The sequence below is a fragment of the Halonotius terrestris genome, from assembly GCF_006861665.1.
GTDB classification, from domain to species: domain Archaea; phylum Halobacteriota; class Halobacteria; order Halobacteriales; family Haloferacaceae; genus Halonotius; species Halonotius terrestris.
The window spans coordinates 61,006-84,701 of record NZ_RKLU01000004.1; the positions used below are offsets into that span (position 1 = coordinate 61,006).

At 62.0% G+C, this 23,696-nt stretch carries 24 protein-coding genes and 3 pseudogenes (1 of these 27 running past the window's edge); 14 read left to right on the forward strand and 13 right to left on the reverse strand.

Annotated elements, in window-relative coordinates; genetic code table 11:
* From purF to EGH24_RS09855, 3 genes and pseudogenes are all read right to left on the reverse strand, one after another.
* Positions 1-249, reverse strand: a pseudogene (purF, locus tag EGH24_RS09845) (amidophosphoribosyltransferase) (it extends 1,269 nt beyond the left edge of the window).
* Between the two features lie 120 nt (positions 250-369).
* Positions 370-1,077, reverse strand: coding sequence for a class I SAM-dependent methyltransferase (locus EGH24_RS09850; RefSeq protein WP_142979983.1), 708 nt, complete (start codon positions 1,075-1,077; stop codon positions 370-372).
* Positions 1,078-1,079: 2 nt separating this feature from the next.
* Positions 1,080-2,495, reverse strand: coding sequence for a radical SAM protein (locus EGH24_RS09855; protein ID WP_246057962.1), 1,416 nt, complete (start codon positions 2,493-2,495; stop codon positions 1,080-1,082).
* Positions 2,496-2,597: 102 nt separating this feature from the next.
* Here EGH24_RS09855 and EGH24_RS09860 point away from each other — a divergent pair, with 102 nt between their 5' ends.
* The gene (locus tag EGH24_RS09860; protein WP_246057963.1) at positions 2,598-2,981 is read left to right on the forward strand and encodes a hypothetical protein; all 384 of its coding nucleotides are present in this window, start codon (positions 2,598-2,600) and stop codon (positions 2,979-2,981) included.
* Between the two features lie 223 nt (positions 2,982-3,204).
* Complete coding sequence (locus EGH24_RS09865) at positions 3,205-3,741, forward strand: peroxiredoxin family protein (RefSeq protein ID WP_142979984.1); 537 nt, start codon at positions 3,205-3,207, stop codon at positions 3,739-3,741.
* A 48-nt stretch (positions 3,742-3,789) separates the two neighbouring features.
* On the opposite strand, the gene EGH24_RS09870 is transcribed toward EGH24_RS09865, so the two are convergent.
* Together EGH24_RS09870 and EGH24_RS09875 are read right to left on the reverse strand one after the other, a co-directional pair.
* Positions 3,790-4,668, reverse strand: a complete 879-nt coding sequence (locus EGH24_RS09870; protein WP_142979985.1) for a hypothetical protein — start codon at positions 4,666-4,668, stop codon at positions 3,790-3,792.
* A gap of 302 nt (positions 4,669-4,970) precedes the next feature.
* Complete coding sequence (locus EGH24_RS09875; RefSeq protein ID WP_142979986.1) at positions 4,971-5,171, reverse strand: hypothetical protein; 201 nt, start codon at positions 5,169-5,171, stop codon at positions 4,971-4,973.
* Between the two features lie 86 nt (positions 5,172-5,257).
* On the opposite strand from EGH24_RS09875, the gene EGH24_RS09880 reads away from it, so the two are divergent.
* Together EGH24_RS09880 and EGH24_RS09885 are read left to right on the forward strand one after the other, a co-directional pair.
* Entirely contained in the window at positions 5,258-5,836 is a 579-nt protein-coding gene (locus EGH24_RS09880; protein ID WP_142979987.1) for a hypothetical protein, read from the forward strand.
* A 419-nt stretch (positions 5,837-6,255) separates the two neighbouring features.
* Positions 6,256-7,488 (forward strand): hypothetical protein, encoded by a 1,233-nt coding sequence (locus EGH24_RS09885; protein ID WP_142979988.1) that lies wholly within the window; start codon positions 6,256-6,258, stop codon positions 7,486-7,488.
* A 286-nt stretch (positions 7,489-7,774) separates the two neighbouring features.
* Here the strand turns inward: EGH24_RS09885 and EGH24_RS09890 are convergent.
* The 3 genes and pseudogenes from EGH24_RS09890 to EGH24_RS09900 form a co-directional block, all read right to left on the reverse strand.
* Positions 7,775-7,951: pseudogene (locus EGH24_RS09890) on the reverse strand (50S ribosomal protein L37e).
* Entirely contained in the window at positions 7,948-8,196 is a 249-nt protein-coding gene (locus EGH24_RS09895; RefSeq protein ID WP_142979989.1) for an LSM domain-containing protein, read from the reverse strand. The pseudogene EGH24_RS09890 and the gene EGH24_RS09895 overlap by 4 nt, the downstream one beginning before the upstream one ends.
* A 93-nt stretch (positions 8,197-8,289) precedes the next feature.
* A complete protein-coding gene (locus EGH24_RS09900) occupies positions 8,290-10,044 on the reverse strand; it encodes a DNA mismatch repair protein (RefSeq protein WP_142979990.1) in 1,755 nt (584 codons plus the stop codon).
* Between the two features lie 88 nt (positions 10,045-10,132).
* Between EGH24_RS09900 and EGH24_RS09905 the strand changes: the two genes are divergently transcribed.
* Entirely contained in the window at positions 10,133-11,311 is a 1,179-nt protein-coding gene (locus EGH24_RS09905; protein ID WP_142980232.1) for a M24 family metallopeptidase, read from the forward strand.
* 42 nt (positions 11,312-11,353) lie between these two features.
* Positions 11,354-11,713, forward strand: coding sequence for a hypothetical protein (locus EGH24_RS09910; RefSeq protein ID WP_142979991.1), 360 nt, complete (start codon positions 11,354-11,356; stop codon positions 11,711-11,713).
* Positions 11,714-11,731: 18 nt separating this feature from the next.
* Here EGH24_RS09910 and EGH24_RS09915 read toward each other — a convergent pair whose 3' ends face one another.
* Positions 11,732-12,364, reverse strand: a complete 633-nt coding sequence (locus tag EGH24_RS09915; protein ID WP_142979992.1) for a helix-turn-helix domain-containing protein — start codon at positions 12,362-12,364, stop codon at positions 11,732-11,734.
* A gap of 58 nt (positions 12,365-12,422) precedes the next feature.
* Complete coding sequence (gene merB / locus EGH24_RS09920; RefSeq protein ID WP_142979993.1) at positions 12,423-12,995, reverse strand: organomercurial lyase; 573 nt, start codon at positions 12,993-12,995, stop codon at positions 12,423-12,425.
* A 176-nt stretch (positions 12,996-13,171) separates the two neighbouring features.
* On the opposite strand from merB, the gene EGH24_RS09925 reads away from it, so the two are divergent.
* Genes EGH24_RS09925 through msrA form a run of 4 tightly spaced genes read left to right on the forward strand, consistent with a single transcriptional unit; the run spans position 13,172 to position 17,297 of the window.
* Complete coding sequence (locus tag EGH24_RS09925; protein WP_142979994.1) at positions 13,172-13,930, forward strand: prephenate dehydrogenase/arogenate dehydrogenase family protein; 759 nt, start codon at positions 13,172-13,174, stop codon at positions 13,928-13,930.
* Positions 13,927-15,471, forward strand: coding sequence for a methyltransferase domain-containing protein (locus EGH24_RS09930; RefSeq protein WP_142979995.1), 1,545 nt, complete (start codon positions 13,927-13,929; stop codon positions 15,469-15,471). Before EGH24_RS09925 ends, EGH24_RS09930 begins: the two co-directional genes overlap by 4 nt.
* A gap of 53 nt (positions 15,472-15,524) precedes the next feature.
* On the forward strand, positions 15,525-16,694 hold the full coding sequence (locus tag EGH24_RS09935; RefSeq protein ID WP_185903296.1) for a beta-alanine-activating enzyme beta-propeller domain-containing protein: 1,170 nt from the start codon (positions 15,525-15,527) through the stop codon (positions 16,692-16,694).
* A 54-nt stretch (positions 16,695-16,748) separates the two neighbouring features.
* Entirely contained in the window at positions 16,749-17,297 is a 549-nt protein-coding gene (gene msrA / locus EGH24_RS09940) for a peptide-methionine (S)-S-oxide reductase MsrA (RefSeq protein ID WP_142979996.1), read from the forward strand.
* Positions 17,298-17,308: 11 nt separating this feature from the next.
* On the opposite strand, the gene EGH24_RS09945 is transcribed toward msrA, so the two are convergent.
* Positions 17,309-18,568: an MFS transporter gene (locus EGH24_RS09945; RefSeq protein WP_142979997.1), complete on the reverse strand. Its 1,260-nt coding sequence runs from the start codon at positions 18,566-18,568 to the stop codon at positions 17,309-17,311.
* Positions 18,569-18,671: 103 nt separating this feature from the next.
* Positions 18,672-19,397 carry a DUF3105 domain-containing protein gene (locus tag EGH24_RS09950; protein WP_142979998.1) on the reverse strand — a complete coding sequence of 242 codons (726 nt, stop codon included), beginning with the start codon at positions 19,395-19,397 and terminating at the stop codon, positions 18,672-18,674.
* A 78-nt stretch (positions 19,398-19,475) separates the two neighbouring features.
* Here EGH24_RS09950 and EGH24_RS09955 point away from each other — a divergent pair.
* A pseudogene (locus tag EGH24_RS09955) lies at positions 19,476-19,778 on the forward strand (2Fe-2S iron-sulfur cluster-binding protein); the annotation flags it as partial.
* A 185-nt stretch (positions 19,779-19,963) separates the two neighbouring features.
* The gene (locus EGH24_RS09960) at positions 19,964-20,902 is read left to right on the forward strand and encodes a class I SAM-dependent methyltransferase (protein WP_142980000.1); all 939 of its coding nucleotides are present in this window, start codon (positions 19,964-19,966) and stop codon (positions 20,900-20,902) included.
* A 25-nt stretch (positions 20,903-20,927) separates the two neighbouring features.
* Here the strand turns inward: EGH24_RS09960 and EGH24_RS09965 are convergent, their stop codons facing one another.
* Positions 20,928-21,776, reverse strand: a complete 849-nt coding sequence (locus EGH24_RS09965; RefSeq protein WP_142980001.1) for a cytochrome c oxidase subunit 3 — start codon at positions 21,774-21,776, stop codon at positions 20,928-20,930.
* A gap of 129 nt (positions 21,777-21,905) precedes the next feature.
* On the opposite strand from EGH24_RS09965, the gene EGH24_RS09970 reads away from it, so the two are divergent.
* Positions 21,906-23,324 (forward strand): hypothetical protein, encoded by a 1,419-nt coding sequence (locus EGH24_RS09970; RefSeq protein ID WP_142980002.1) that lies wholly within the window; start codon positions 21,906-21,908, stop codon positions 23,322-23,324.
* The gene (locus tag EGH24_RS15510) at positions 23,321-23,680 is read left to right on the forward strand and encodes a DNA-binding protein (protein WP_221886732.1); all 360 of its coding nucleotides are present in this window, start codon (positions 23,321-23,323) and stop codon (positions 23,678-23,680) included. The genes EGH24_RS09970 and EGH24_RS15510 overlap by 4 nt, the downstream gene beginning before the upstream one ends.
* The last annotated feature ends 16 nt before the right edge of the window (positions 23,681-23,696 follow it).

The window sequence follows — 23,696 nt, forward strand, 5'->3', positions numbered from 1 at the left end:
GCCGNNNAGGNNGTNGAGGTCNNNCTCGNNGAANGCGTCGCCGACGAGNCCCATCNCGACGTGGNNGTGCTGCTGNAANCCGTCGTGGGTGACGATGCCNGCNGACTCCTGNCCNCGGTGTTGGAGCGCGTACAGCGNGTANTANAGCGGTCGTGCGACGGGTCGATCCTCCAGTGCGATCCCGACGACGCCGCATTTCTCGGTCAGCTCGTCGAGAGACTGGGATGTCGAATCCCGGCCGGGTTCCATACCGTTCCTACTGTCGTCGTTCTCTAAAAAGCCTCGTGTTTGTGTCGTCTCGCCCGTGTCAACGGTAGAATCTATGCACGAACATGAATATTTCCGGCTCTGTCGACCGATTCCATCCACTCACTCGCTGCGTTCAGCGACGAGTGAGATATAGCCGATTCGGCCGTCCTCAACGGCGGCTTCGGCCTCGTGAATCCCGTCCAGGAGTCGCTGGCCGCGGTCGCCCATGAGCCCCAACAGTCCCTCGTAGTCGACACGATCTTGCACTGTTTCCTGCATCGCCAAGAGATCGTCGCGGTGCTCGCGCACGTCGTCGACGACGAAGCCAGCCGCCTCGATTCCGGCGATGGTTTCCTCGCGGCTCCGGCTTTGCTGGAGACAGAGCGCGTTGATAAGTGGCTCAGGCAGGTCAGGGATTTCACCCTCGACGACGACATCCGACAGCGCGAGCCGGCCGCCGGGGTCGACGACGCGGGCGACCTCGCCAAGCGCGCGCTCGCGGTCGGCTGCCAGACACATGACGCACTCGGCGAGCACAACCTCGATACTGTCGTCGGCGACTGGGAGTTGGGTCATCTCCCCGCGGATCGCCGTCGAGTCGCCGGGGTCGCGGTCGAGGCCGACCGCTCGCGCGCCGCGGTCGCGGGCGACCGCCAGCGACTCACCGGCCCCACAGCCGACATCGAGGACGCGGGTGCCGGCATCCACGCCGGCACGATCCAGTAACGCCTCGGTTGCCTCGCGGCCGCCCGGATGCAATGGGCCATCGAGCACCGTGCGGAGCGTTCCCCACGGGTTCGCCAGTGCGGTTTCGGGCAGTCCCTGCATGGTCAGTCGTCGCTGGCGGTCGATTCCTCGGGCTGGTAGGTCGATTCTTCCGTAGGGAGATCGCTCTCGTCGTCGGCTGGCACTGGTTCGTTGACAGCGGGGCGGCCGCCCCAGTCGTTGCGGTTCCGCAGGGCGTACTCGCCGTCGTCGGTCGTCATGTTGTAGCCGCAGAAGGGGACGAGGTCGCCGTCCTCAGTTGGGACCGAAATGCAGCAGTTATCGAGGCGTTCGGCGTCGGCCGCGTCGGCGTCCATGAATCCAGTGAGTGAAATCGGGAGCACACGGTCTAGCATCTCGTCGGCCCCCGCCGGCAGCGAGAGTTCGTCACCGCCGCAGCAACTGGCCGACTTGCAGGCCGCTTCTTCGCCGGCCGGCGTTTTGGCGATCAACTCCATCCAGTCGCTCTCATCGACCATGCCCGAGACGTTGGTGAAGAGATCATCGGAGAGGAACCGCGTTACTGGGATCGGGCCGTCGTCGCTCGGCAGCAGTCCGGTCGCCGACTGGCAGTAGGCCGAACAGCAGGGTACCGGCATCAGATCGCGGGCGTTGAGGCCGTCGAACCCTTCCGCGAGCCGTTTCGCGGCTGTGTCCAGCGAGAATCGGCCCTCGTTTTTCTCGTAGCGACCGAAGTGGGCGACCGGCTGGAAGTTGACCGCCTCCACCACGTCGCGGTTGGCCAGCGCGTAGCGGACGATATCGCCCATCTCGTGGTCATTGGTGCCGGGAACGATGGTTGGGACGAGCACGACCGAGAGCCCGGCCTCGCGGCAGGCTTCGACCGCGGCGCGTTTCGTGTCGGCGAGATCAACCTCGCGGATTGCCTCGTAGGTTTCAGGCTGGAGGCCGTCGAACTGGAGATAGATCGCGGTGACGCCCGCCTCGGCCAGCCGCTCGGCGTAGCCGTCGCGTTCGACTAAGGCGATCCCGTTGGTGTTGACCTGAATGTGGTCGAACCCCATCTCGCCGGCGCGCTCGACGAGTTCGGGCAGGTCGTCGCGGACGGTCGGCTCGCCGCCCGAGAGCTGGATGGGTCGCGGTCCGCCGCTGTCGATGATGGTCTGAAAGAGGCTCTCTATCTCTTCGAAGGGTTTGTGCGTGCCGCCGGGGCCGGAACTCGCAAAGCAGTACGAACACGAGAGGTTGCAGTCCGAGGTGACTTCGACGACGGCCAGACAGGCGTGGTCGTTGTCGACGGTGAACTCGCCGGTGGGGTCGAAGTCGGCGTCGGGCTCGAACCGCTCGGCCCACTCCCAGTGGTCCAGCGAATCCCAGACTTTGCGGGTCGTCTCGCCGTGCTCGTCGCACTCGCGCTGCAGATAGACTGATTCCTCGTCGGTGACGTATTCGCCGGGGACGCGTTGGAGGCAGTCCGGACAGAGGCTCGTTGTTGACGACAGGTGGCGACGCGCGCTCATGGGCCAGCCACAGCCCGGGGTGGCTAATCGCTTGGGCGGTCGTGCAGCGGCGACGCACAGCGACCACACGGGGATATCCGGTGGCGACCTACGTCGTCGCAGATGAGCCAGACTGCAGAGGCAGCCGACGAGTCGGCCGCCTCGATCCCGGTGGCGTCGCTGCTGCCGTGGCGATCGAGCGGCACGGCCGCCGACCTCGAAATCACGGTCTACATCGTCACCGGCTACCACGGCAAACTCCGCATCCCGGAGAGCTTCTGCCGGGAGTGCAATCTGTTCGTTCGCGCGGCCGATCAGGCCGCCGCAGAGGTCGATGCCGACGTGCGCGTGACGGTGCGCTCGTGGTGGACCCACGTTTTGGGCGCGCTCCGCTACGGCGGCTATCACCCGCCGGTGATGGTCGTCGGCGGGAAACGGCTCTGTCAGGGTCACGACGTGCCGACGACCGAGGAAGTCGTCGCGGCGATTGAGGCCGCTTTAGATTGAGAAACACCCGATCAAACACACGATTCTGTGCCGGGAACCAACCGCCTCCTGGCGGACTGAAAGGGCGAGACGGTTTCGGCGAACCCGGACGATGCAAGCACCGCAGGAGTGAGCAGCGCGAACGACGAGGAGCGCAGCGAGTCCCGGGAGCCGAAAGCGTCGAGGGCTTTCTACACCGAAACAGCTCACACAGCTTCTTATCCGAACACCGTCTACAATCACTATGGACAGCCCTCCCACCGATTTCTCGCTGCCGAACGTCGCCAGCGGTCCCGATCCGTTTTCGATCGACGAACTGCCCGATGAGATCGACTTTGTCGTGCTGTTCTTCCAGCGAGATCACTACTGTACGAACTGCCGCAAGCAGGTGCAGACGATCGCTGACCGGATCGAGGAGTTTCACGACCGCGACGCGGAAGTCGTCTCTATCGTTCCCGAGCCGATTGAAAAAGTCGAGGAGTGGCAGGCGAAATACGATCTGCCGTATCCGTTGCTCGCTGATCCCGAGGCAGACGTGGGGGCGGCGTACGACCAGCCCGTTCGCTTCGGGATTCTCGGTCGGTTCAGCGATTTCTTCGGGCGGATGCCCGAGGTCGTGATCCTTGATCGCCGATCATCGCCGCCAGAAGTTGCGTATGTTCACAAAGGGAGTTCGACGTTCGACCGGCCGTCGATTGACGACCTGCTTGGGGAGTTGGATGATTTGCGTTCGGACATGACGGATACCGTAGATGGTGACGATAAAATTTCCGAGCAATAAGTCCAGACGCAGAAATCTCACGGCTGCGAAGATGCGAGGAATTTTCTTTTATTGAATATTTTTGACCCACCCTTTGAGTTCGTCGAGGTGGAGTTCCCATATTCCCTCAGAAGCCTTGAAACGCTTATTTGAAATGAAGTCATTGCCCAACGGGTACCCCTTCCCGGATGCGGTCTGGTCATCAAACGCGTGAGCTGCGAGACTCACTGCTGTGACCGCAGCACTGTTCTTACTGGTCGTGGGGCCCCAATCATGTTTGGGTGTAAATGACCTATCGAGCAACTCAGGACGTGGTGGCACCTTTTCGGCTCCGTGTTTTCCGTAGTAGATGATAACCTGATCCGACGGATCGGGCCGATGGTATCGTGGGACGCCGTAGTAGGCACCTACCCTTAGTTGATAATTACTCAAATGTCGCTCAGGATGCTCTGGACGATCAGCCCGCAATTCGTTTAATCGATCACTCTTATCATACCTAGACCACAATCTCATATCGCGTTTGATTTCTGTTACCTCTGCTGCCCAATTTAACACATCTGTCCGGTCTAATACTCGAACAGAAACGGCGCGATTCGTGCTCGGCCGCTGGTGCCGGTCGGGGAATATTGGCAATCGTGTCGTTGTGAGATCTTCTATAGGGTGGAACCCACCTGTCACAGCACACAAATATTCTCCATCATCACGACGAGCAGCGACTGTTTCCTCATGAAAGCCGTGACCTAGCCAGATTTCAAGGTCGTGTATCCTTTCGGCCGTACAGGCATTGCACTCACCAATACGCAAATTGCGCCTGTCTCTCGGCTCGAACTCTATCCCGCATTCATTACAGTTCCTTTTGGTGTATCCCCACTCGTATAGCAGGATATCAGCGATTCTGGAGGCATATCCTGACTTGGAGGGCAAGATATCTTTTGCTGTTGCGAACATTACTGGGCATATATACAGCTATATTTAAATAACTTATTTACGCTTAATTATATTTCAACCAAAGGTGAGTTGGTCATGTCAGAAAACCACTTGATCTATGCTACAATGTGGATTCGGAGAGCTCTATCTGATCGTATCGAACAATGAGTGATGGGATATGATTGATTAGTTTTAATTAAACGGGGTAAGGCATCGGGGGAAGTCTACACTCTTACTTGATGTAGTGGAGAATAGTCGTTAGAAATACTCAAATCGTCCTTCCCAGCTGTTACAGTATATCAAGACCCTCGTACTCAATAGAATTAGTCAGCTACTGACTCTATTACCGTGACAATGATTACAGCAATAAGCGCACCTACGATGATATTTGGCAGGATTGACGACACAAGATTGATAAATGGACTTGGATCGCCACCAGTTATTGTAGTATAGATGGAGAATATTACAACACCTGCTACTATTAGAGAAATAACATTGACTGCGGCCTCAACCGAATCACTCATTACTTGCTGCTAGTAAGCGTTGATGGAATAATCTACCGCAAGGTGAGAGGAACAGTTTTAGGCGGCTCTACCGTAGATGAGAAGTAATGAGAAAAGATAGTGTTCTATCCATTTCAGCTCACTATCTCAAACAAACGCTTATTTCGACGGTATCGTTAGTTGTATTCTTATTTGTTTTAGGTCTTCCAGTGGTGGTGTTCTCTTCCGGCGTGCCAGAATTCTTCTCATACGTTGTACTGGGAATCGTTGGATGGTCCATATATTTCGGTCAAGAGCTAGCAGTGTGGAGAATGCACACTCCTCCAGAGGAACGCGAAAACACATCTGATGAAGGGTTGTTGACTAAACTGTCTTACTTGCTATACTTCAACGCAGTACTCTTCACTACGATTGTATTCGCCAATACAGCGTACATTGCAGGGAGTGGTCCGGGAGCATTGATAATCGCTCTACTCTATCCTATTTACGAGACAGAGACTGCTTACCATTCCTTGCCAATTAGCCTCGGTGGTCTCGCTTCATTCACTCTATTGGTGACTTCACGACTCTTGAAAGGCCTCGGGAAAACCACCAACGAGATCGATTGGGAGGCTTTGAAACTAGACCAATCACTACTCAATATCTTTCAGACCCTCATTGATGACCTGCGTCCCCGCCCACGATAGGTCCAGAACCTTACGTTTCATTCAGTCTGCGGTTTCGGTTCATCTACAGGAACAATATCACAAAAGCTCTGTTTAAACAGCAGAAGAAATATCCCAATAAATGTTATACTCCCAACTAATTCGGAGGCGAATGGAGAAGAAAAGGAATCCGATATCAGAGTTAGTAGAGCAGATATGATAACTGAGATAATCAAAAATAGACTGCCTTCGACGATTAATTTACCTAAATACCCTACTATCCGATCTGATGGATCTTTTGATGACCAACGCTGTTGTATAATATCGAGATAGGTTCCCATCTACGATAGTTCAAACATTTTGAACATTAAGTAATATTGGTTTCTCTCAGGCAGAAATTCGAAGGGCAAATTGGACACGGAAACCTATTAGCAACAAGACATCAAACAGTAAAATAATCAATGACTGGTGCTTTCTACGGATCTCTCGCCGCCTCCGCCTCCGTCTTTGTAGCTATCCTAACAGCTCTACTCGTGAATAACTACGTACGGATCAAATCCGAACGAAGACAGATCAAAAATGAACTTAAGCGTAGCAGTGAAGAACTGCAAGGACTCAGACCACGTAGAGATACGCATCAAGAAAACGTCGATGAACTTGAAGAAAAAAGAGAAAAAGATTACAACGAACTTGCAGAAGAAAATGTAGATAGTTTCATCGACATCGCCATTCCTCCGACAAATCCGACTCCAATAGAAAATATCACTGTAGATGAACTCTACCAGCAGTTGATAGATTTTGAAGGTAAGGATTCACCGGAGGATCTTGAAAAAGAGCCAATAAAACATCGGCACAGAGATATCTTGGAAGACCGGATGCCGGAGATTGAGGAACAAATCTTGGACAAAATAACCTCTTCATTTGCCGACAAGTACCGAGGAAGAGGTAAAAGCTACGAGGATGACACAGATAGGAAGAGCTTCAGGGAGATGGTGAAAGAAAAAAGACAGGAAAAGCAAGAGGATGGTGATGTCGATATCAATGTTCAATCTGATTTTCCAGAGTCCCTGAGTCTGGAAGAGTTTATCGAGAAATACAAGGAAAAATACGATCTCTCCGAACTGAATGAGAATACTGTAGAAGCATTAGAAACAAAATACGATGAAGTTGTAGATAGTAAGCCCTCGCTTGACACACCTTCTCTATTTGAATCAGACCATGACCCCTCAAAAACATCTTCCTTACTAGAGGATTTATCTGGGCCTGATCCAGTGACCGCCGGTTTAGCTAAAAATACTGTAGGATTGGCAGCTTCGGAACAGAAGAGTCTGGCCGAAGAACAGGATGAGCTTAGGAAATTAGAAACCGAGATCAATATCTTGGAGAACAGAGAAGAACGTCTTAGACGCGATCTGGAAGGCCTGAATCCTGAAGAATTGAAACCTACATTGTGGGCCAACGTAGCTACGATTATTTTCTCAGTCGTTGTACCCATCTTTGCTTACTTAGATACTGTAACAGAGTTCACGATCCCACAGCTTCACTTCATCAATATCTGGATGATAGTCATAAGCTGGCTCCTTGGATTAATCATCGTATTCGGCTCTATTCTCTGGAAGATCAATGAAGGAGACAATGATGACGAAGATGCTCAACAAGAAACGCAGTCAAACGCTTCAGATGCTTCCTCCTGAATACAATTCTGCATGTGAGATGAATTTGAGTTAGAGCACACCCAAACCCCAATTACTAAATAAAAACATCGAACAGGAATTAGATCGGAAATCTCCCAACGTGACGCTTACCATCGATTTGGAACCAACCGGAAGCGACCGGAACAACCTGCGAGAATTTAAACTCTTGATTGGCCGGAGCGGGCTGTATGGCTTCGAACCAACGGCCAGCCACGGTAGTGATACCACTACCGAGTAGTGCGTTCGAAAACCGAGGGAAGAAACAAACCGCGAAAACCGTGGCCGCTTAGTTGTCGCCGGCNTTCNNCTGCCACNCGTAGTCGCGNCGNTTCGCNGANTTNCCGAAGCCNCACGAGGAGCAGACCTTCTTCCGACTGTGGTAGGATTTCTCGCCGCAGCGTCGACACTTGACGTGCGTCGTCTTGTTCTTCTTCCCCTGAGATGGCGTACCNGCNCCGGTCATNGNTNNATCGANACGACGTTNTCGCCGCGNATAATCGTTGTGTCTTCGACCGCCTCGACGGCGATCTCATCGACCGCGCCCTCCGCGGGATCGTCCTCCTCCAGCCCGGCCGGCGGGTCGAGCACGACGTTCATATGCTGGTCGTAGCCCGCAAGCGAGCCGGTGAAGGCGGTGCCGTCCTTCAGCCGGACGGTAACGGGGTCCTCTAGAGACGCCTCAAGAACATCGAGGGGTCGTCCACTCATACCGTCACAGCGTCCGGTTTCGGTATTAAACGTACCGGAACAGTACGCCGGTTGGGGGTTCAATCAGCCGACCAAGCGCGATCCGACGGCCGCCTACTGCCACTCCACGTCCGACAGCGTCCGCTGGACGGCCTCCTCGCCGACCGCGGCCGCCAGCGACTCGAAGCCCGCCCGCTCTGCGCGATCGGAGGCATTGGCGACGAGCCGCGAGACGATGAACTCCGGCGTCGATTTGCCGACCGTCCCGAACCGCGGCTGGTAATCGACGCGGAGATCGAGATCCTGATCCAACCCTTCGGCGAAGATGCCGTCGATCCGGGCGGCCTCCGGCAGCGGGCTCAGATCGTCGGCGAGGTGGGTGACGTAGACGCCGAGGGCCTCGCGGTCAACCGTCAGCGAGACCAGCCCGTNNAGCAGGTCNGCCGCGCGGCCGGGCTCGGTNATCGCCTCGAACTCGTCGACGAGCATCAGCGTCCGNCCNNCNNNNGTNAGCGGCGGCACGANNGANNNCAGCGTCGATTCCANCACGCCGGCGTTGAACGAGGCGTGTCGGCGGTGGAAAACGATCGTATCGAACTGCCCGACTTCGGCCGCCGCCGCGGGAACGGGCAGGCCCATCGCCGTCAGCAACGCGACTTGGCTCAGCGTTTCCAGTAGCGTCGTTTTCCCGCCGGAGTTCGCGCCCGTCAACACGGTCACCCGGTCGCCGGTCGGCGGCGAAATCGCACGGTTCGTGTCGGTGAGGCCGTGGTTCCCGACAGCGTACGTGATCGGCTGCACGTCGCCGTCGAGAAAGAGATTGCGAGCGTTGTGGACGGCCAGTCCGTCGTCGACGAGTGTCGGTCGCTGGAGATCGAAGGCGGCGGCGAACCGACCCAGCGAGAGCGACAATGCGATGTCGCCGATCGCGCCGACAGCCGCGTCAACGTCGTTTTCGGCGTCACCGATCCGCGCGCGGAGGTCGTCAGCGACGGTCGCTTCCCGATCGGCGACCTCGCTGTCGAGTTCATCGACAAGCGAGCGCAACGTCTGGGAGACGAAATCCGCCGCGTCAACGGCGTCGTCGGCCGCAGCCGACCGAATTCGGCTCTGTGTAATCCCGGTTTCGGCCGCGATGTGATCGACCACACCAGCCTGCAGGGCTTCCATATCTCGGACGCCGTCGCTACGAACCGTATCGATGATGTCGAAAGCGGCGTCGTTGAGGTCGGCGGCCGCCTCCCGCTGGTCCCGCAGCCCGTCGAGTTCGTCGTCCGCGCCCTCGATCACTTCAGGGCCGTCATCCGTTTCACGAATATAGCCGAGCGCGCCCTTCGCCTCCCGCAGGGCGTCGTCGTCGATGTCGGCCAATGCGTCAAACGTCGCGCCCGCCAGCCCGACGGCTTTGAGTTCGAGGGCGGCCTCAACGGCCGCGCTGTCGGTGCCGCCGGCCTCGTCGTAGGCATCGAAGGCGTCAGTAACGCGTGCGCGCTCATCATCAGTGAGTGCGAGCCACGCGTCTTTGGCCGCCAGCACGTCGTCCAGCCGGTCGGCCATCGCTTCGCGGCTCGTCAGCGGCGTCATCACGCGAATGCGGTCAGCGGCGTGGTCAGTGACAGCGTACTCACTGGCCAGCGCGAGCAGTTCGTCGTAGACGCTGCGCGTGTCGCTGGTGCCTAACACGTCGATGCCGGCAGTTCCCTTCGCTCGCCGGAGAATCCTGACCGCCCGGCCGCGGGGGAGGCCGGCCGCCGTGAGCGTCCGGATGTCGGCGTCCTCGATGGCCGCGATGGCCTCGGGTTCGCCGAGTGACTCCCGAAGCAGCTCGGCCGTCTTCGGGCCGACACCCCAGTACTCCTCAAGTCGCATACGAGGGAGTCCGACGCCGAGGGCTTAGGGTTTGCCACTCGATTTCAAAAACGGGAAACCTACCTGTCTCGCTACCATCATCCCCTGCATGGAGCCGGATTTCAGCCCGCTGGCCGAGCACCTCGCCGACCGCGGGATCGACGCCTATCTCATCGACGCCGACGGCGACGACGCCAACCAACGGTATCTCTCGGGGTTCGACGCCCCCGACCCGTTTTTGACCTGCTATCGACCCGACGGGATAGCCCTCCTCGTCTCCGGGCTCGAATACGGCCGCGCGGTCACCGAGAGCCGCGCTGACACCGTCGAGCGACCGGCCGACTACGACCGCCAGCAACTCGTCGCGGACCACGGCGCACGCGAGGCCGACCGCCGCGTCCGGGCCGCCTTCCTCGCTGACAAAAGCGTCGAGAGCGTCCTCGTTCCCGAACGATTCCCGCTGGACACGGCCGACGGCCTCCGCGATCACGGGATCACGGTCACCGTCGATAACGACGACCGGCTGATGCAGCTTCGGGCAGTCAAAACACCGACCGAACTCGACTACATCCGCGACACACAGCACGCGAACGAACGCGCGATGGACGCCGCAGAGTCGTTGCTTGCAGCCGCCGACGTCGATGCCGATGGAACGCTCGTCCACGACGGCGAGGCCCTGACCAGCGAGCGCGTCAAACACGAGATCGAGGCAACGCTGCTGGAATACGGCTGCGGGCTCGATTCAACGATCGTCGCCGGCGGGCGACAGGCCGCCGACCCCCACGAGCGCGGCAGCGGGCCGCTGCACGCCGAGGAGGCGATCATCATCGACATCTTCCCGCGCGACAAGGAGACCGGCTACCACTCAGATATGACGCGGACGTTCTGTGTGGGCGAGCCGAACGACACGCTGCAAGAGTGGTACGACCTCACCGAGCAAGCACTCGACGCCGCACTCGATGCGGTCGAAGCGGGCGCGAGCGGCGCGGACGTGCATGCCGCCGCCTGCGAGGTCTACGAAGAGGCAGGCCTGCCGACGTTCCGCACCGACCCGACGACCGAGGTGGGCTTCATCCACAGCACGGGCCACGGCGTCGGTCTCGCTATCCACGAATACCCGCGGCTCAGCCCCGAGGGCGGCGACCTCGAAGCCGGGCAAGTCATCACCGTCGAGCCCGGGCTCTACGACCCCGAGGTGGGCGGCATCCGGATCGAGGACATCGTCATCGTCACCGAGGACGGCTACGAGAACATCACCGACTACAGCCGAGCGTTCGTCGTCGGATAGCCGGATCGAAAGCCACAGGCCCCCCGCGGCCAACCCCAGCATATGACCAGCGAAGGCGAAACGGCGACCGTCCGTGTCGTCGTCAGCGAGGCCGAACGCGGCGTCCAGAAGTACACGGCGCGGGTCGCCTGCGACGCCGCCGACATCGAATCCGTCGAGGCGGGCGCACTCCAGCGATACTTCGAAATCGTCGAGGGCGGCGAAGGCGCGAGTTTCGTCCGCGCGCGAGCCGTCGATATGACGGGCGAGGCCGGCGAGATCACCGATCCAACGGCGTTGTTTACGATTCACTTTACCGAGCCGGTCGCCCCCGCGTCGGTGACACTGACGTTCGAGACGATTCTCGGCCACGACGGAGAGACGATTCCGGACGAGCGACTGCGGTTCGAAGCGGTCGCCTAAGCAGGCGGTATTTCAGTCCTACAGCAGCGTCGAAAGCAGGTTTCGCTCCGCTCGCTGAAGATGTTCAGTGACGGTCGAGGCATCAAGCGCCAATTCGGCCGCGACAGCATCGGTCGAAACCGACCGCGGGACATCGTAGTATCCCATCTCCCACGCCGTCTCGATAACCTCGCGCTGTCGCTCAGTGAGGTCAGCGAGTGGGCTGGCCGTCCCTGTATGATCGGTGAGTCCCTGGAGATCCGGCGAAACGCCGGCTGATTCGTATTCGGTGACCAGCTGCGCAATCGCAGTCTGCGGGCCGACGAGTGACATGGTTGCACCGTCAGCACCAACACTCGGTTCGCACGTCCCAATCAGGGCCTCGGCTGCGTCGCCGACGGCGTCCGGAACGTCCGGTGCGGTGAAGGAGATGACGTACACATGAGCGTCGTCTCGTGCCGCGATATGAGTCCATGTTTCGACGTAGTCGAGATCATCGAGAGCCGCCTCGTCGTACCGCGTTTCGACCGTCGATTGGATGACGGCCCCACCGCCGCGACAGGAAAGTTCCTGCAGCTCAACGAGTCCCGCGGCCCGCGTGAGCGACAGGAGATCGCCGATCCCCATCGCCTCGAACGACGACTCGGGGATATGGAGGTCGGCTTCGCGCATGGATAGTGGCTCGCGTGAGTCAGGCTAAACTCTTGGGTCCGGTGCGGCTGTCGCGTCGCTACTCGACGAGCGCGGCAGCGATATCGGTCGCCCCGGACAACGGGAGGGCGACGGTATCGGCGTCAACGGTTCCGGCCCACTGCTCGTAGGCGGCCGCGTCCGGGAACGCCTTGACGTAGGGACAGCCGGCCGAGTACATCGTCTCGATTGACGGCTCGTCGGGCGCGGCGGTGGTGCTGTACCCGAACGAGAAGACGGCCGATTCGGGCTCGACAGTCAACGCGTCGGTGCCGACGGCGGTCGCTTCGATTCGCTCGCCGCTCGGGCTTTCAGTGTGAATATCGACGGGGTCGTCAGCGAGAGCTGCAAGGATCACAGCATCGTAAAAGCAGATGAAGTGATACCGTTCACCGTCGAGTTCGCCCCAGTGTGGGGTTTCCTCGTCGGCGTGACAGAGTTCATCCATGGAAATCGGCCCCGCATCCGTGTGGGTGCGGACTTCGGTAATCCACGCTGCGAGCGTCTCGACTGAGTCGGTGCCGAGGAAGTCGCCGAGTGTCGTCTGGAGATCGATCGGGAGTTCGGTCGTGAGCGGGTCGTCGCTGATGATTCGGTCGTGGGTTTCGTACATGTCGACACCGAGTACAACGGCTGAAATCGTACTGACCGTTATGCCCAGTATATTGGGTGTGTTTTTATGGCCGATATGAGCCGTCCGATGCAGGACTCGACGCGCCGCGCGGAGCCACTGACTGGCGTCGACGCCCCCATCGAACACCTTTTGAGACGGCGACCGAAAACGCGGGTATGCACCTACTCGTCGTCGGCGCGGGGGAGATGGGTCGGTGGGTCGCCGACACCGTCGACGCCGCGGTCGCGTTCACCGACGCCGACCCCGCGGTCGCCGCCGATGCCGCGGCCGACCGCGAGGCCCGAGCGGTCGATCCCGACACCGACGAGTCCTTCGACGCGGTCTGTCTCGCCGTCCCGATGTCCGCGGTCGCCGACGCGGTCGCCGACTACGCGCCCAACGCCGAGCAGGCGATCTTCGACATCTCCGGGATTATGGCCGACCCGCTGGCGGCGATGGCCGATCACGCTCCCGACTGCGAGCGGGCGAGCATGCACCCGCTGTTCGCGCCGCCGCGCGTGCCCGGCAACGTCGCTGTCGTCACCCAATCCGACGGCCCACTACTGGAATCGATCCGCGAGGACATGACCGCCGCCGGCAACACGGTCTTCGAGACGACCGCCGCCGAACATGACGAGGCGATGGAAACAGTACAGGCCGGCGCGCACACGGCCGTTCTCGCCTACGCGCTCGTCGCTGACGACATCCGTGAGGAGTTTGCGACGCCCGTCTCGGCCCAGTTGACTGACGTTGCGGGGACCGTCACCGAGGGCACGCCCGAGGTCTATAGTGAGATCCAGTCGGCCTTCGACGGCGCGGAGGCCATCGTCGACGCCGCCGAACGGATCGCCGATTCTAACCCCGACGAGTTCGCCGCGCTCTACGACGAAGCGAAGGACAACGTCGGCACCGACGAGCGGGTGAGACACGAGTGATCGACCGCGAGGCCGTCCGCTCGAACGCGAAGTACCTCCGACAGGTCCGACCGATCGACCCCGACGAGATCTGCGAGTACATCGAGGGCCAACCCCACCCCGCAGTCGTCCGCCAGACCCTCCGCGAGGAGGCCTTCGATCTCGGCCTCGTCGAGCGCGACGACGGTGCGTTCGTCCCGGTTGCGGAGGGGCCCGCAGCACACCGCGAGTGGGCACCCGACTCGTTCCCGAATCGCTACAGCATGACCCTGGAAGACCTGCTGGTCGAGCGGTACGGCGCGAACTGGCATCGCGGGGAGTCCGGCAGGAATCTCCGGACGGCGATCCGCGAGCTGAAAGCCGACTACCTCGACCGCGAGGCCGTCGAGTACGACGACCGCACGGCCGCTGGCTACGCGGTCTACCATTTGCCCGCGTACTACGCCACCGTGGGCTACGTGTTGGCGACGCTGACCGAGCGAGGACTGCTACCGCGAACGCTTCGAGTCCTCGATGTCGGTGCGGGAGCCGGCGGGCCGGCTCTTGGCCTGCATGATTTCCTGTTCGGCGTTGATGGCGACAGCGACGATGGTGACAGTGACAGCGACGACGGCGACAGCTACATCGACGACGGCGACAGCTACATCGACGAACTGGCGGCGAGCGTTGACTACCACGCCGTCGAGCCGAGCGGGGCCGCCGACGTGCTCGACCGGCTGCTCGACGAAACAGCCCGTAACTTCCGGCCAACGATTCACCGGACGACCATCGAAGAATTCGACTACGACAGCGTTGAGAGCAGCAGTAACGACGGCGACACCGACGATTCAGGCACCTTCGATCTGATCCTCTTCGGCAACGTCCTCAACGAACTCGATGACCCCGAGAGTGTGCTCGACACCGCACTCGATCAGCTCGCACCTGACGGGAGCATCATCGCCTTCGAGCCGGCCGATCTCAACACAGCCACCGGCCTCCGCGAAACCGAACGGGCGGTCGCCGACGACGGCGACGTGACAATCTACGCGCCGACGCTCCGTCTGTGGCCCGATGAAACGCCGAGCGACCGCGGCTGGTCCTTCGACGTGCGGCCCGACCTCGAAGCCCCACCGTTCCAGAACCGACTCGCCGAGGGCCACGAGGCGAGCGAGGCCGACGTTGAGCCGGACGCCTACCGCAACACCGACGTACAGTTCGCTTACAGCATCCTCCGGACCGACGGCGAGCGTCGCTACCCGTTTCAGGCGAGCCGCGACCGCCACGCGAAGATGGCCGATATGGACGACCATGTCACCGAGCGGATCGACCTGCTGGCGGTCAAACTCAGCCACGACTTGAGCGACGGCGACAACTCTCTCTACCACATCGGCGACGGTAGCCAGGCCACCGATCACTACGCCGTTCTGACGAAGGAATCCGGGCTCAACCGCGATCTGGCGGCCGCGCCCTACGGCGCGGTGCTGTCGTTCGAAAACGTCCTCACGCTGTGGAACGACGACGAGGCAGCCTACAACCTCGTTGTCGACGCCGAGACGGTCGTTGAATCGCTGACCGGTCGGTGAAACAACAGAAACAGTGCCGACCGATTTTTTAGCCGGCGCGTCTATGGAAGGGTGTGAGCGACGACGACGAGAGTCTGGAAGCCAAGGGGGACTACTGGGACTTCGAGGTCGACGACGAACTCCCGGACGCGGTGACCGAGGACGACGATGACGAAGTCACCGAAGCCGACCTCCTTCGCCGACGAGCCGGCGACGAACAGTGGACGACGACCACCGGCGGGCTCGGCGGCTCCTCGCCGACGGTCGTCGGCGGCTCGGTGTTCCTCGGTGGCGACGACGACAGCGTCTATGCGTTGGACGCCGCCACGGGCGAGGAGCAGTGGCGGTTCCAGACCGGTGATTTCGTCGAATCCGCGCCGACAGTCGTCAGCGGTGCCGTCTTCGTCGGCAGCGACGACCGCCGCGTCTACGCCTTGGACGCTGCGACCGGCGAGCAATACTGGGCGTTTCAGACCGGCGGCTTCGTCGAGTCCTCGCCGACAGTCGTCAACGAGCGGGTCTACGTCGGCAGCGGCGACGGCAGCGTCTACGCGATGAGCGCGGAAGTCGGCAACAAACACTGGGCGGTCCCGACTGGGGGCGCGATCCACTCCTCGCCGACGGTCGCCGGCGGCACCGTCTTCATCGGCAGCGACGACGGCTGTGTCTACGCGCTGAGTGCGGACTCCGGCGAGGAGCGGTGGACGTTCCAGACAGACGGCGCGGTGCGCTCCTCGCCGACGGTCGCCGACGGCGTCGTCTACGTCGGCAGCGGCGACGGCAACGTCTACGCCATCGACGCGAAGTGGGGCGAAAAAGAGTGGTCGTACGCGACCGACGATGTCGTCCACTCCTCGCCGACGGTCGCCGACGGCACTGTCTTCATCGGCGGCGACGACGGCACCGTCTACGCGCTGGACGTGAAATCCGGCGACCGGCTGTGGAGTTTCGATACCGACGACCGGGTGTGGTCGTCGCCGACGGTCGCCGGCGACGTGGCCTTCGTCGGCAGCAACGACGGCTACCTCTACGCGCTGGATATCAACACTGGCCGCCGCCGCTGGATGTTCGACACCGGCGACTGGGTTGACTCTGCGCCGACAGTCGTCAGCGAAACGGTCTTTTTCGTCAGCGACGACGGCACGGTCTACGCGCTGTGTGCCGGCATCAAAGGCTCCTCAACGGGCTCGCGCGTCAACCTCGGGACGCTGGGCCATCACGGCGGGTGGACCGGCGGCGACTGATCGAGCCGTTGAGACGACCGTAGCTTTGTAGCCGCCTGAGCCCTTACTGAGACTATGGCCACAGCAACGGCGACGTTCGGCGGCGGCTGTTTCTGGTGTATCGAAGCCCCGTTCAAGGAATTAGAAGGCGTCGAGTCGGCCGTCTCCGGCTACGCCGGCGGCGACACACCCGACCCGAGCTACAAGGAAGTCTGCTCCGGGACGACCGGCCACGCCGAGGTCGTCCAAGTCGAGTACGATCCCGACGTGATCAACTACGGTGACCTGCTCGAGGTCTTTTTCACCGTGCATGATCCGACCCAACTCAACCGACAGGGGCCGGATGTCGGCACGCAGTACCGCTCGGCGATCTTTACCCACGATGACGACCAGCAGGACGCTGCCGAGGCGTTCATCGCTGAACTCGACGCCAGCGACGCCTACGACGACGAGATCGTCACCGAGGTCGAACCGCTTGATACGTTCTATCGTGCCGAAGAACACCATCAGGACTACTACGAAAAGAACCCCTCACAGGCCTACTGCTCGATGCATATCCCGCCGAAACTCGATAAGGTGCGCGAGAAATTCGCCGATCGGCTCCGCGAGCAGCCCGTTCACTGACGCTGTTTTCCTCACACCTCGGCTGGGGACTGTGTCGGTGACGACGACTCCCGCGTCAGCCGCCGCACCGCAGGCAACGCGAACAACGCGATCCCGATCTCAAGCCCGCCGACGACGAGAAACGCCGTCAGATAGGTCGTCGCATCGGCAACGACCCCGCCGAGCAGAAAGCCAGTGAGAAAGCCGAGACTCCCGAAGACGTTGAAGCCGCCCATCGCCACGCCGCGCTCGGCGGGCGCGCAGAGATCCGAAACGAGGGCCATCGTTGCGGGGGCGACGAACGCGCCGGCGACGCCGACCAGCACCATCAACGCCATCGCCACCTCGACGATCGGGGCCGCGCCGACGGCGATGATCGCAATCCCGTAGCCGATCGAGCCGACGACCACGGGGATGAACCGACCGATCCGATCCGAGAGGCTGCCGAGCGGGTACTGCAGGAGCGCGAACGGAAGGAAGAACAGCGCGAGCGCGACGCCGACGCCGGCGGCATCAAGGCCGAACACGTCGCCGAAGTAGAAGACGCCGACCAGCGAGAAGAAACCCGCGGTCAGCCGATCAATAAAGCCGAAGGCGTAGGGAACAGCGAGCGACGGCCGCGAGCGGAGCGTGGCGAGAGCGACACCGAGCGATGGGGCCGTGAGGTCAGCATTGCCGTTTCGGTCGGCGTCGCTGTCGGCTGTGCCGACCGTCGCCTCCGCGGCGACGGTATCTCGCACGGTTGCCGCTACGCCTGCGGCGGCAACGAGAACGACCGCGCCGGCGTAAACGGGCGCGAAGGAATCGACGGCCGCGAGTTGGCCGCCGACCACCGAGCCGAGCGCGGCCCCGAGGCCGATAGCGATGCCCGCCGCACCCATGTTCCGCCCGTTGCCGCCGGCGAGATCCATCAGCATCGTGATCCCCAGCGAGAACGCGCCGATAGTGAACGCACCACCGAGTACCCGCAGCAGGAGGACACCGCCGAAGCCGACGCCGAGTGCGGGCAGTTGCGGCAACAGGAGATAGCAGGCCGCGCCGCCGAGCGCGCCGGCGACGACCAACGGCGTTCGCCGGCCGAGGCTGTCGCTGGCGGCACCCCATGCGACGGCGAAGGTAACGAAGGCGGCGAACTCGGCGACGAGGAACCACATCCCGGCGCGGATGCCGCCGGGCGCGCCGAGGGCGGCGATCAGGCCGTCGAGTCCCGGGTACAGCAACACCTGCGAGACGAGGACCGCCCAGACGACGAGGGCGAGCCTGACGCGTGGTCGGGCGAGCCGGTGACTCATTGGGAAAACGTTGGTGCGGCGGCGGAATAGCTCTGTGGCTCGTGCCGGTGATCGACGACACAGCAGAACGGGGACCGGCGATACAGCAGAAAGCGGGCGATCGTTAGCGGATCGGGTTCTCCGGGCCCCGACCGAGATATTCAGAGAGGAACGCATGCACTGTCTCGGGGTCGTAGTCGTCCATTGTCAGCCGGTGTTGCCACGCCGTGAGGACGTAGTCGGCCTGCGGCTCATCGGCCGGGTTCGGGACGACGATCACGCTGCCCCACTGGTTCGTGTGGGTCGCCGCGAACTCCCGGAGGCTCTCGGTCGGCGTCTCGTCGTCGCCGGCCGTTCCCCCCTCGGCTGCCGGATCGTAGTAGATAACGACCGCGCCGTGTTCCAGCGCGTGAACGAGATTGCCCGCCGATTGCGTCGACTCGTAGTAGCCGCCCGTCGTCGGCGTGTTGTAGTGCGGGCCCGACAGCGGCGGCGTCTGTGCGTTGTCGATCTCGGAGCCCGCTTCGACGTGCTGGGTGCCTTGGCTCTCAAAGGACTCGACAGCCGAGAGCCGGTCGGCGTCACCCCGTTGGTCGAGTGCGGCGGCTTCGATCCCGTCCGGCGAGACGCCGCCGCTGAGGACGACCGCGTAGAACCCGCCGCCAATGACGATCGCGGCGACGAGCCCGACCGCGAGCAGGCCAAGCGGGAGGCCGCCGTCGTCGCTCGTTCGGTTGTCGATCCGGCGTTGGTCGATGAACCCCACCTCGTCGGCGTGGTCGGCGGCGAGGTGATCGAGATAAGCGTCCTCGCCGTCGAAGGAGTCACTGCAGTAGTCGCAGTCGGGCATTGCCGACCGTTCGGCACCGATCGGTTTGAACGTAGTGAAAGGGGTAGCTCTTTGGGCCGGCCGGCCCTATGGCGATATATGCCAACGGTTCAGTTCCGCGGTGAGGAAATCGAGTGTCGGGAGGGCGCGAACCTCCGGGACGTGTTGTTGGGTGCCGGCCTGACGCCACACAACGGGAAGTCGAAGACGTTCAACTGTCACGGCTTCGCCAGCTGTGGCACCTGTGCCGTCCGCGTCGAGGGCGAGGTCAGCGATGTCGGTATCCGCGAGAAAGCGCGGCTGCTCGTCCCGCCGCATCACCCGAACTACCGGCTCCGGTTGGCCTGCCAGACGAAAGTCGAAGGCGACGTGACAGTCGAGAAGTATCCGGGCATGTGGGGCACCGATCTCGCCGCAGAACCGCTGCCGTCGGTCACCGACGACGACGATGCAACCGCGACAGCGAGCGACGAGCCGTCGGCAGCCGACGCCGACGCTGCCGAACCGCAGAACGCCGACTGATCGTCGGCGAAGCCGTCTGTTTTCCTTGACCACACAGTTTTGACAGCCGACGCTGTAGCATCGCTGTGACCGATGACGACTTCCTCGCGTATCTCGATGCGAAGCGAACGGTCGACGACCGCGCGCTCCACCGCCCGACGTTCGATCGGCTAACGGCCGAACTCGAGGGCCGAGCGACCGCCCGCGGCGACGCCCCCGTCCGCATCCTCGAAGTCGGCTGCGGGGTCGGGACGATGCTCGACCGACTCCGCGAGTGGGACGCCCTGCCGGTGGCTGTCGAGTACGTCGGCGTCGATGTCGCCGAGACGAACATCGAGGAGTTCGCCGACCGCCTCCGAGAGGGCGAGTTTCGAGCCGTCGGCGACCGCCAATTCAAATTCGACAGCGACGACGCTGACACTCAAATCGACGTATCGCTGCACGCCGCCGACGCCTTCGAGTTCGCAACCGAGCAGGAAGCAGAAACCGACGACGTGCCAGCGTTCGACCTCCTCATCGGAATGGCGTTCCTCGATATCGTCGCCCTCGACCGTGCGCTCGACGCGTTGCTCCCGCTCATCGACGGCGGCGGCCTCGGCTACTTCCCGATCACGTTCGACGGTGAGACGGCGTTCCGACCGGTCGAAGATGCCGACCGCGAGCGACGGCTGATGGCCGCCTACCACGCCGCGATGGACGCACCGGATCGGCCGGGCGGCAGCACCACCGGCCGCCAGCTGTTCGACCGGTTCAGTGCGGCCGGCATCAACGTGTTGGCAGCCGGCGGCTCCGACTGGGTCGTGACGCCGACCATTGACGGCTATCAGGCCGACGAAGCTGTGTTTCTCAGGCACCTCGTCGAGACGGTCGAAAACGCGCTTCTTCATGAGGCACCAGCGTCGGCGACCGAATCAGTCACTGATACAGAAGTGAGCGAGTGGGCCAAGCAGCGACACGAGCAGATCGACCGCGCTGACCTCGGCTATCTCGCGCACAATGTCGATTATCTCGTCGAAAACCCGTAGAAAATCAGAGAATTAGGCGCGTCGATTACTGGCCCGCGGCGACGTAGAGGACGACGACGAGGAAGATCCAGACGGCGTCAACGAAGTGCCAGTACATCGAGGCCGTACTGACCGAGAGGTGTTTTTCCGCCGAGTACTGGCCCAACAGCCCCCGAAGGAAGACGATACCGAGGATGACCGTCCCGAGCGCGACGTGGAGGCCGTGGAGGCCGGTCAGCCCGAAGAACGCCGAGCCGAAGATGCCCTCGTTCCACGTAAAGCCGTACTCGCCGATGAATTCGAAGTACTCGAAGGCCTGCCCGCCGAGGAAGACGACCGCAAAGAGGATCGTCAGCCCCATGCCGCGCAGGAAGTTGGTGCGATCGTTGTTCCGGAGCGCGACGTGTGCCCAGTGGAGCGTAAAGGAGGAGGCGACAAGGATGGCCGTGTTGGCCAAGATCAGCGAGCTAATCAGATCCGGCGTTGCCTCCGGAAGCGTCCAGCCGGCTCCCGCCCGGAAGTAGAAGTAGTAGCTAAAGATCGCGCCGAAGGTCGCCAGCTCGGAGCCGAGGAAGGCGATCATCCCCCATCGGAGGGAGGCGTGGCCGTGTTCGCTCGTCTCTCGAGTCCAGAACTTCGTGATAAAGGCGTGATACAGCCAGCCGTAGATGCCGACGAGGAAGAGGCCGACGCTGCCGGCGACGGCTGCCGGCCCGGCCAGCGGGCCGACGATGTCGTTCATGATCCAGAGTGCGACGCCGATGTAGATGCCCGCGCCACCCAAGGCGGTCACGAACGGCCACCAGCTCGCCTCGCCGAACCCGCGCGGCCAGTCCTCGACCGCCGGCAGGTGATGGTGGTGGTCGTCGTGGCCATCATCCGTTTCGGTGCTCATACCCTCTCTTGCGAGCGTGTCACTAAAAATCCTCTTACCTTGGCCCACCGCCGCACCGAAACCGATGGCACGCCGAGCCATTGACCCCGTTTCGCAAGCTACTCCTGTCGGCTGCCGTTACGGTCGATAATGGATCGCCGACCCGCTGTGTCGAGGTGGCCGCTCGGCCTGCGAGCCCTGCTCGTCGGGCTGGCCGCCGTACCTGTCCTGCTGGCTCTCTCGGAGACGGCCCTCGCCCACGCGGCCGCGCTCCGTGGCTCGACGACGACCGTCGACGTGCCCACGTGGCTCTTCTTGGCGACCGGCGGCGGAGCCGTCGGTGCCTCCTTCCTGCTCGCCTCGTTCGTCACCGACCGGACGTTCATCAGAGCGATTCACGAGTGGGGCCGAACGCTGCCCGCGCCGGGGCACCTCCTCACGCTCGGCGTCCGGCTGCTCGGCGTTGGGTTGCTCGCCGGCACGGTCGCCGTCGGCTATCTCGGACCGCCGACTGGGTTCCGGAACTTCGCCGTCTTGCTCGTCTGGGTCGTCTGGTGGGGCGGCTACGTCGCCTCGACGTATCTCATCGGGAACATGTGGCCGACGCTGAACCCGTTTCGGACGCTCGCCGGGCTTGTACCGTCGGTTGAGCGACCTTACCCGGATCGGCTCGGTACGTGGCCGAGCGTCGTCGGGCTGTTGGGCCTCATCTGGCTGGAGGTCATCAGTCCGCTCGCCGACGACCCGCGGCTGCTCGCCTCGACGCTGGTCGGTTACACGCTCGTGACCGTCGCCGGCAGCGTCGTCTACGGGACCGAAACGTGGTTCTCGCGGGTCGATCCGATCGCCCGGGCGTTCGCGCTCTTCGGCCGGTTCGCGCCATTTGAGCGGACGACCGAGGGGATCGAACTCCGCCTGCCGGGGACCGCACTCAGCGAGGCCGGCGTCGCCGACGGCCGCGACGAAGTGGCGTTCGTCGTCGGTCTGCTGTACGTGACGACGTTCGACGGCTTCGTCGCCACGGGGCTCTGGAGCGACGTTGCGACCGCGGTCGTCGGTGTCGGCGTGCCGCCGCTGGCGACGTACCTACTGGCGTATCTCGGTGGGTTCGCGCTGTTCCTCGGGGCGTTCTGGTGGTCGATGGGGATTGCCCGACAGTACGGCAAAACGTACATCACTCGCACCGCCCTCGCCGAGCGGTTCGCCCCGTCGCTGGTGGCGATCGCCGCCGGCTACCACGTCGCGCACAACCTCGGCTTCCTGCTCGGGCTTTTGCCCTCCGTCACTGCTGTCGGCGCGGCACCGCTGTCGCCGCCGCAGCAACCCCCCGTTGTCGCCGCGCTGCCGGGGTGGGTCTCGGGGATCGAACTCACGCTCGTGTTGGTCGGGCATTTCGTCGCAGTCTGGGTCGCCCACGCCGCAGCCTACGAACTCCTGCCGGGCCGGCTTGAAGCGATCAAAAGCCAGTACGGGATCACGCTTGTCATGGTCGCCTACACGATGATCAGCCTCTGGATCGTCACCACGCCAACGGTCGCGCCGCCGTTCCTCGGTGGGGGTGGCGTATGACTGGCGTTGCTGACGACGATGTCGATTCTGGCACCGATGTCGAGGTCGGCAACGATTTCGATTCTGACGACGAGTTCGAGGACAGCGACGATTCGCTACCCGAGACGGAGCTACCGGCCGACGCCGAGCCGCTGACCTGTCCGTACTGCGGGTTCGACCTCCCTGAAGAAACGCAGTACCGACTTCACCTTGGCCTTGAACACTACGGCCGACTCGACGAGGCCGAACAGGAGGGGTTCAAAGAGAGCTATCGCAGCGAGAACGACGCGCTCGATCGGTTCCGGATCATCGCTCTCGGCGGACTCGTGCTGCTATATTTCGGCTTCCTCGTCGTCTACGCGCTGTTGGCAGCCTAAAGGTCACTGAAACTGG

Excerpts from the sequence above, each read along its gene's own strand:
- EGH24_RS09945 (WP_142979997.1), bottom strand. The coding sequence starts at position 18,568 with ATGAGTCACCGGCTCGCCCGACCACGCGTCAGGCTCGCCCTCGTCGTC.
- EGH24_RS09885 (WP_142979988.1), top strand. The coding sequence starts at position 6,256 with ATGACTGGTGCTTTCTACGGATCTCTCGCCGCCTCCGCCTCCGTCTTT.
- EGH24_RS09925 (WP_142979994.1), top strand. The coding sequence starts at position 13,172 with ATGCACCTACTCGTCGTCGGCGCGGGGGAGATGGGTCGGTGGGTCGCC.
- EGH24_RS09910 (WP_142979991.1), top strand. The coding sequence starts at position 11,354 with ATGACCAGCGAAGGCGAAACGGCGACCGTCCGTGTCGTCGTCAGCGAG.
- EGH24_RS09865 (WP_142979984.1), top strand. The coding sequence starts at position 3,205 with ATGGACAGCCCTCCCACCGATTTCTCGCTGCCGAACGTCGCCAGCGGT.
- EGH24_RS09915 (WP_142979992.1), bottom strand. The coding sequence starts at position 12,364 with ATGCGCGAAGCCGACCTCCATATCCCCGAGTCGTCGTTCGAGGCGATG.
- EGH24_RS09970 (WP_142980002.1), top strand. The coding sequence starts at position 21,906 with ATGGATCGCCGACCCGCTGTGTCGAGGTGGCCGCTCGGCCTGCGAGCC.
- EGH24_RS09870 (WP_142979985.1), bottom strand. The coding sequence starts at position 4,668 with ATGTTCGCAACAGCAAAAGATATCTTGCCCTCCAAGTCAGGATATGCC.
- EGH24_RS09860 (WP_246057963.1), top strand. The coding sequence starts at position 2,598 with ATGAGCCAGACTGCAGAGGCAGCCGACGAGTCGGCCGCCTCGATCCCG.
- EGH24_RS09880 (WP_142979987.1), top strand. The coding sequence starts at position 5,258 with ATGAGAAAAGATAGTGTTCTATCCATTTCAGCTCACTATCTCAAACAA.
- EGH24_RS09850 (WP_142979983.1), bottom strand. The coding sequence starts at position 1,077 with ATGCAGGGACTGCCCGAAACCGCACTGGCGAACCCGTGGGGAACGCTC.
- EGH24_RS09905 (WP_142980232.1), top strand. The coding sequence starts at position 10,133 with ATGGAGCCGGATTTCAGCCCGCTGGCCGAGCACCTCGCCGACCGCGGG.
- EGH24_RS09965 (WP_142980001.1), bottom strand. The coding sequence starts at position 21,776 with ATGAGCACCGAAACGGATGATGGCCACGACGACCACCACCATCACCTG.
- EGH24_RS09875 (WP_142979986.1), bottom strand. The coding sequence starts at position 5,171 with ATGAGTGATTCGGTTGAGGCCGCAGTCAATGTTATTTCTCTAATAGTA.
- msrA (WP_142979996.1), top strand. The coding sequence starts at position 16,749 with ATGGCCACAGCAACGGCGACGTTCGGCGGCGGCTGTTTCTGGTGTATC.
- EGH24_RS09855 (WP_246057962.1), bottom strand. The coding sequence starts at position 2,495 with ATGAGCGCGCGTCGCCACCTGTCGTCAACAACGAGCCTCTGTCCGGAC.
- merB (WP_142979993.1), bottom strand. The coding sequence starts at position 12,995 with ATGTACGAAACCCACGACCGAATCATCAGCGACGACCCGCTCACGACC.
- EGH24_RS15510 (WP_221886732.1), top strand. The coding sequence starts at position 23,321 with ATGACTGGCGTTGCTGACGACGATGTCGATTCTGGCACCGATGTCGAG.
- EGH24_RS09950 (WP_142979998.1), bottom strand. The coding sequence starts at position 19,397 with ATGCCCGACTGCGACTACTGCAGTGACTCCTTCGACGGCGAGGACGCT.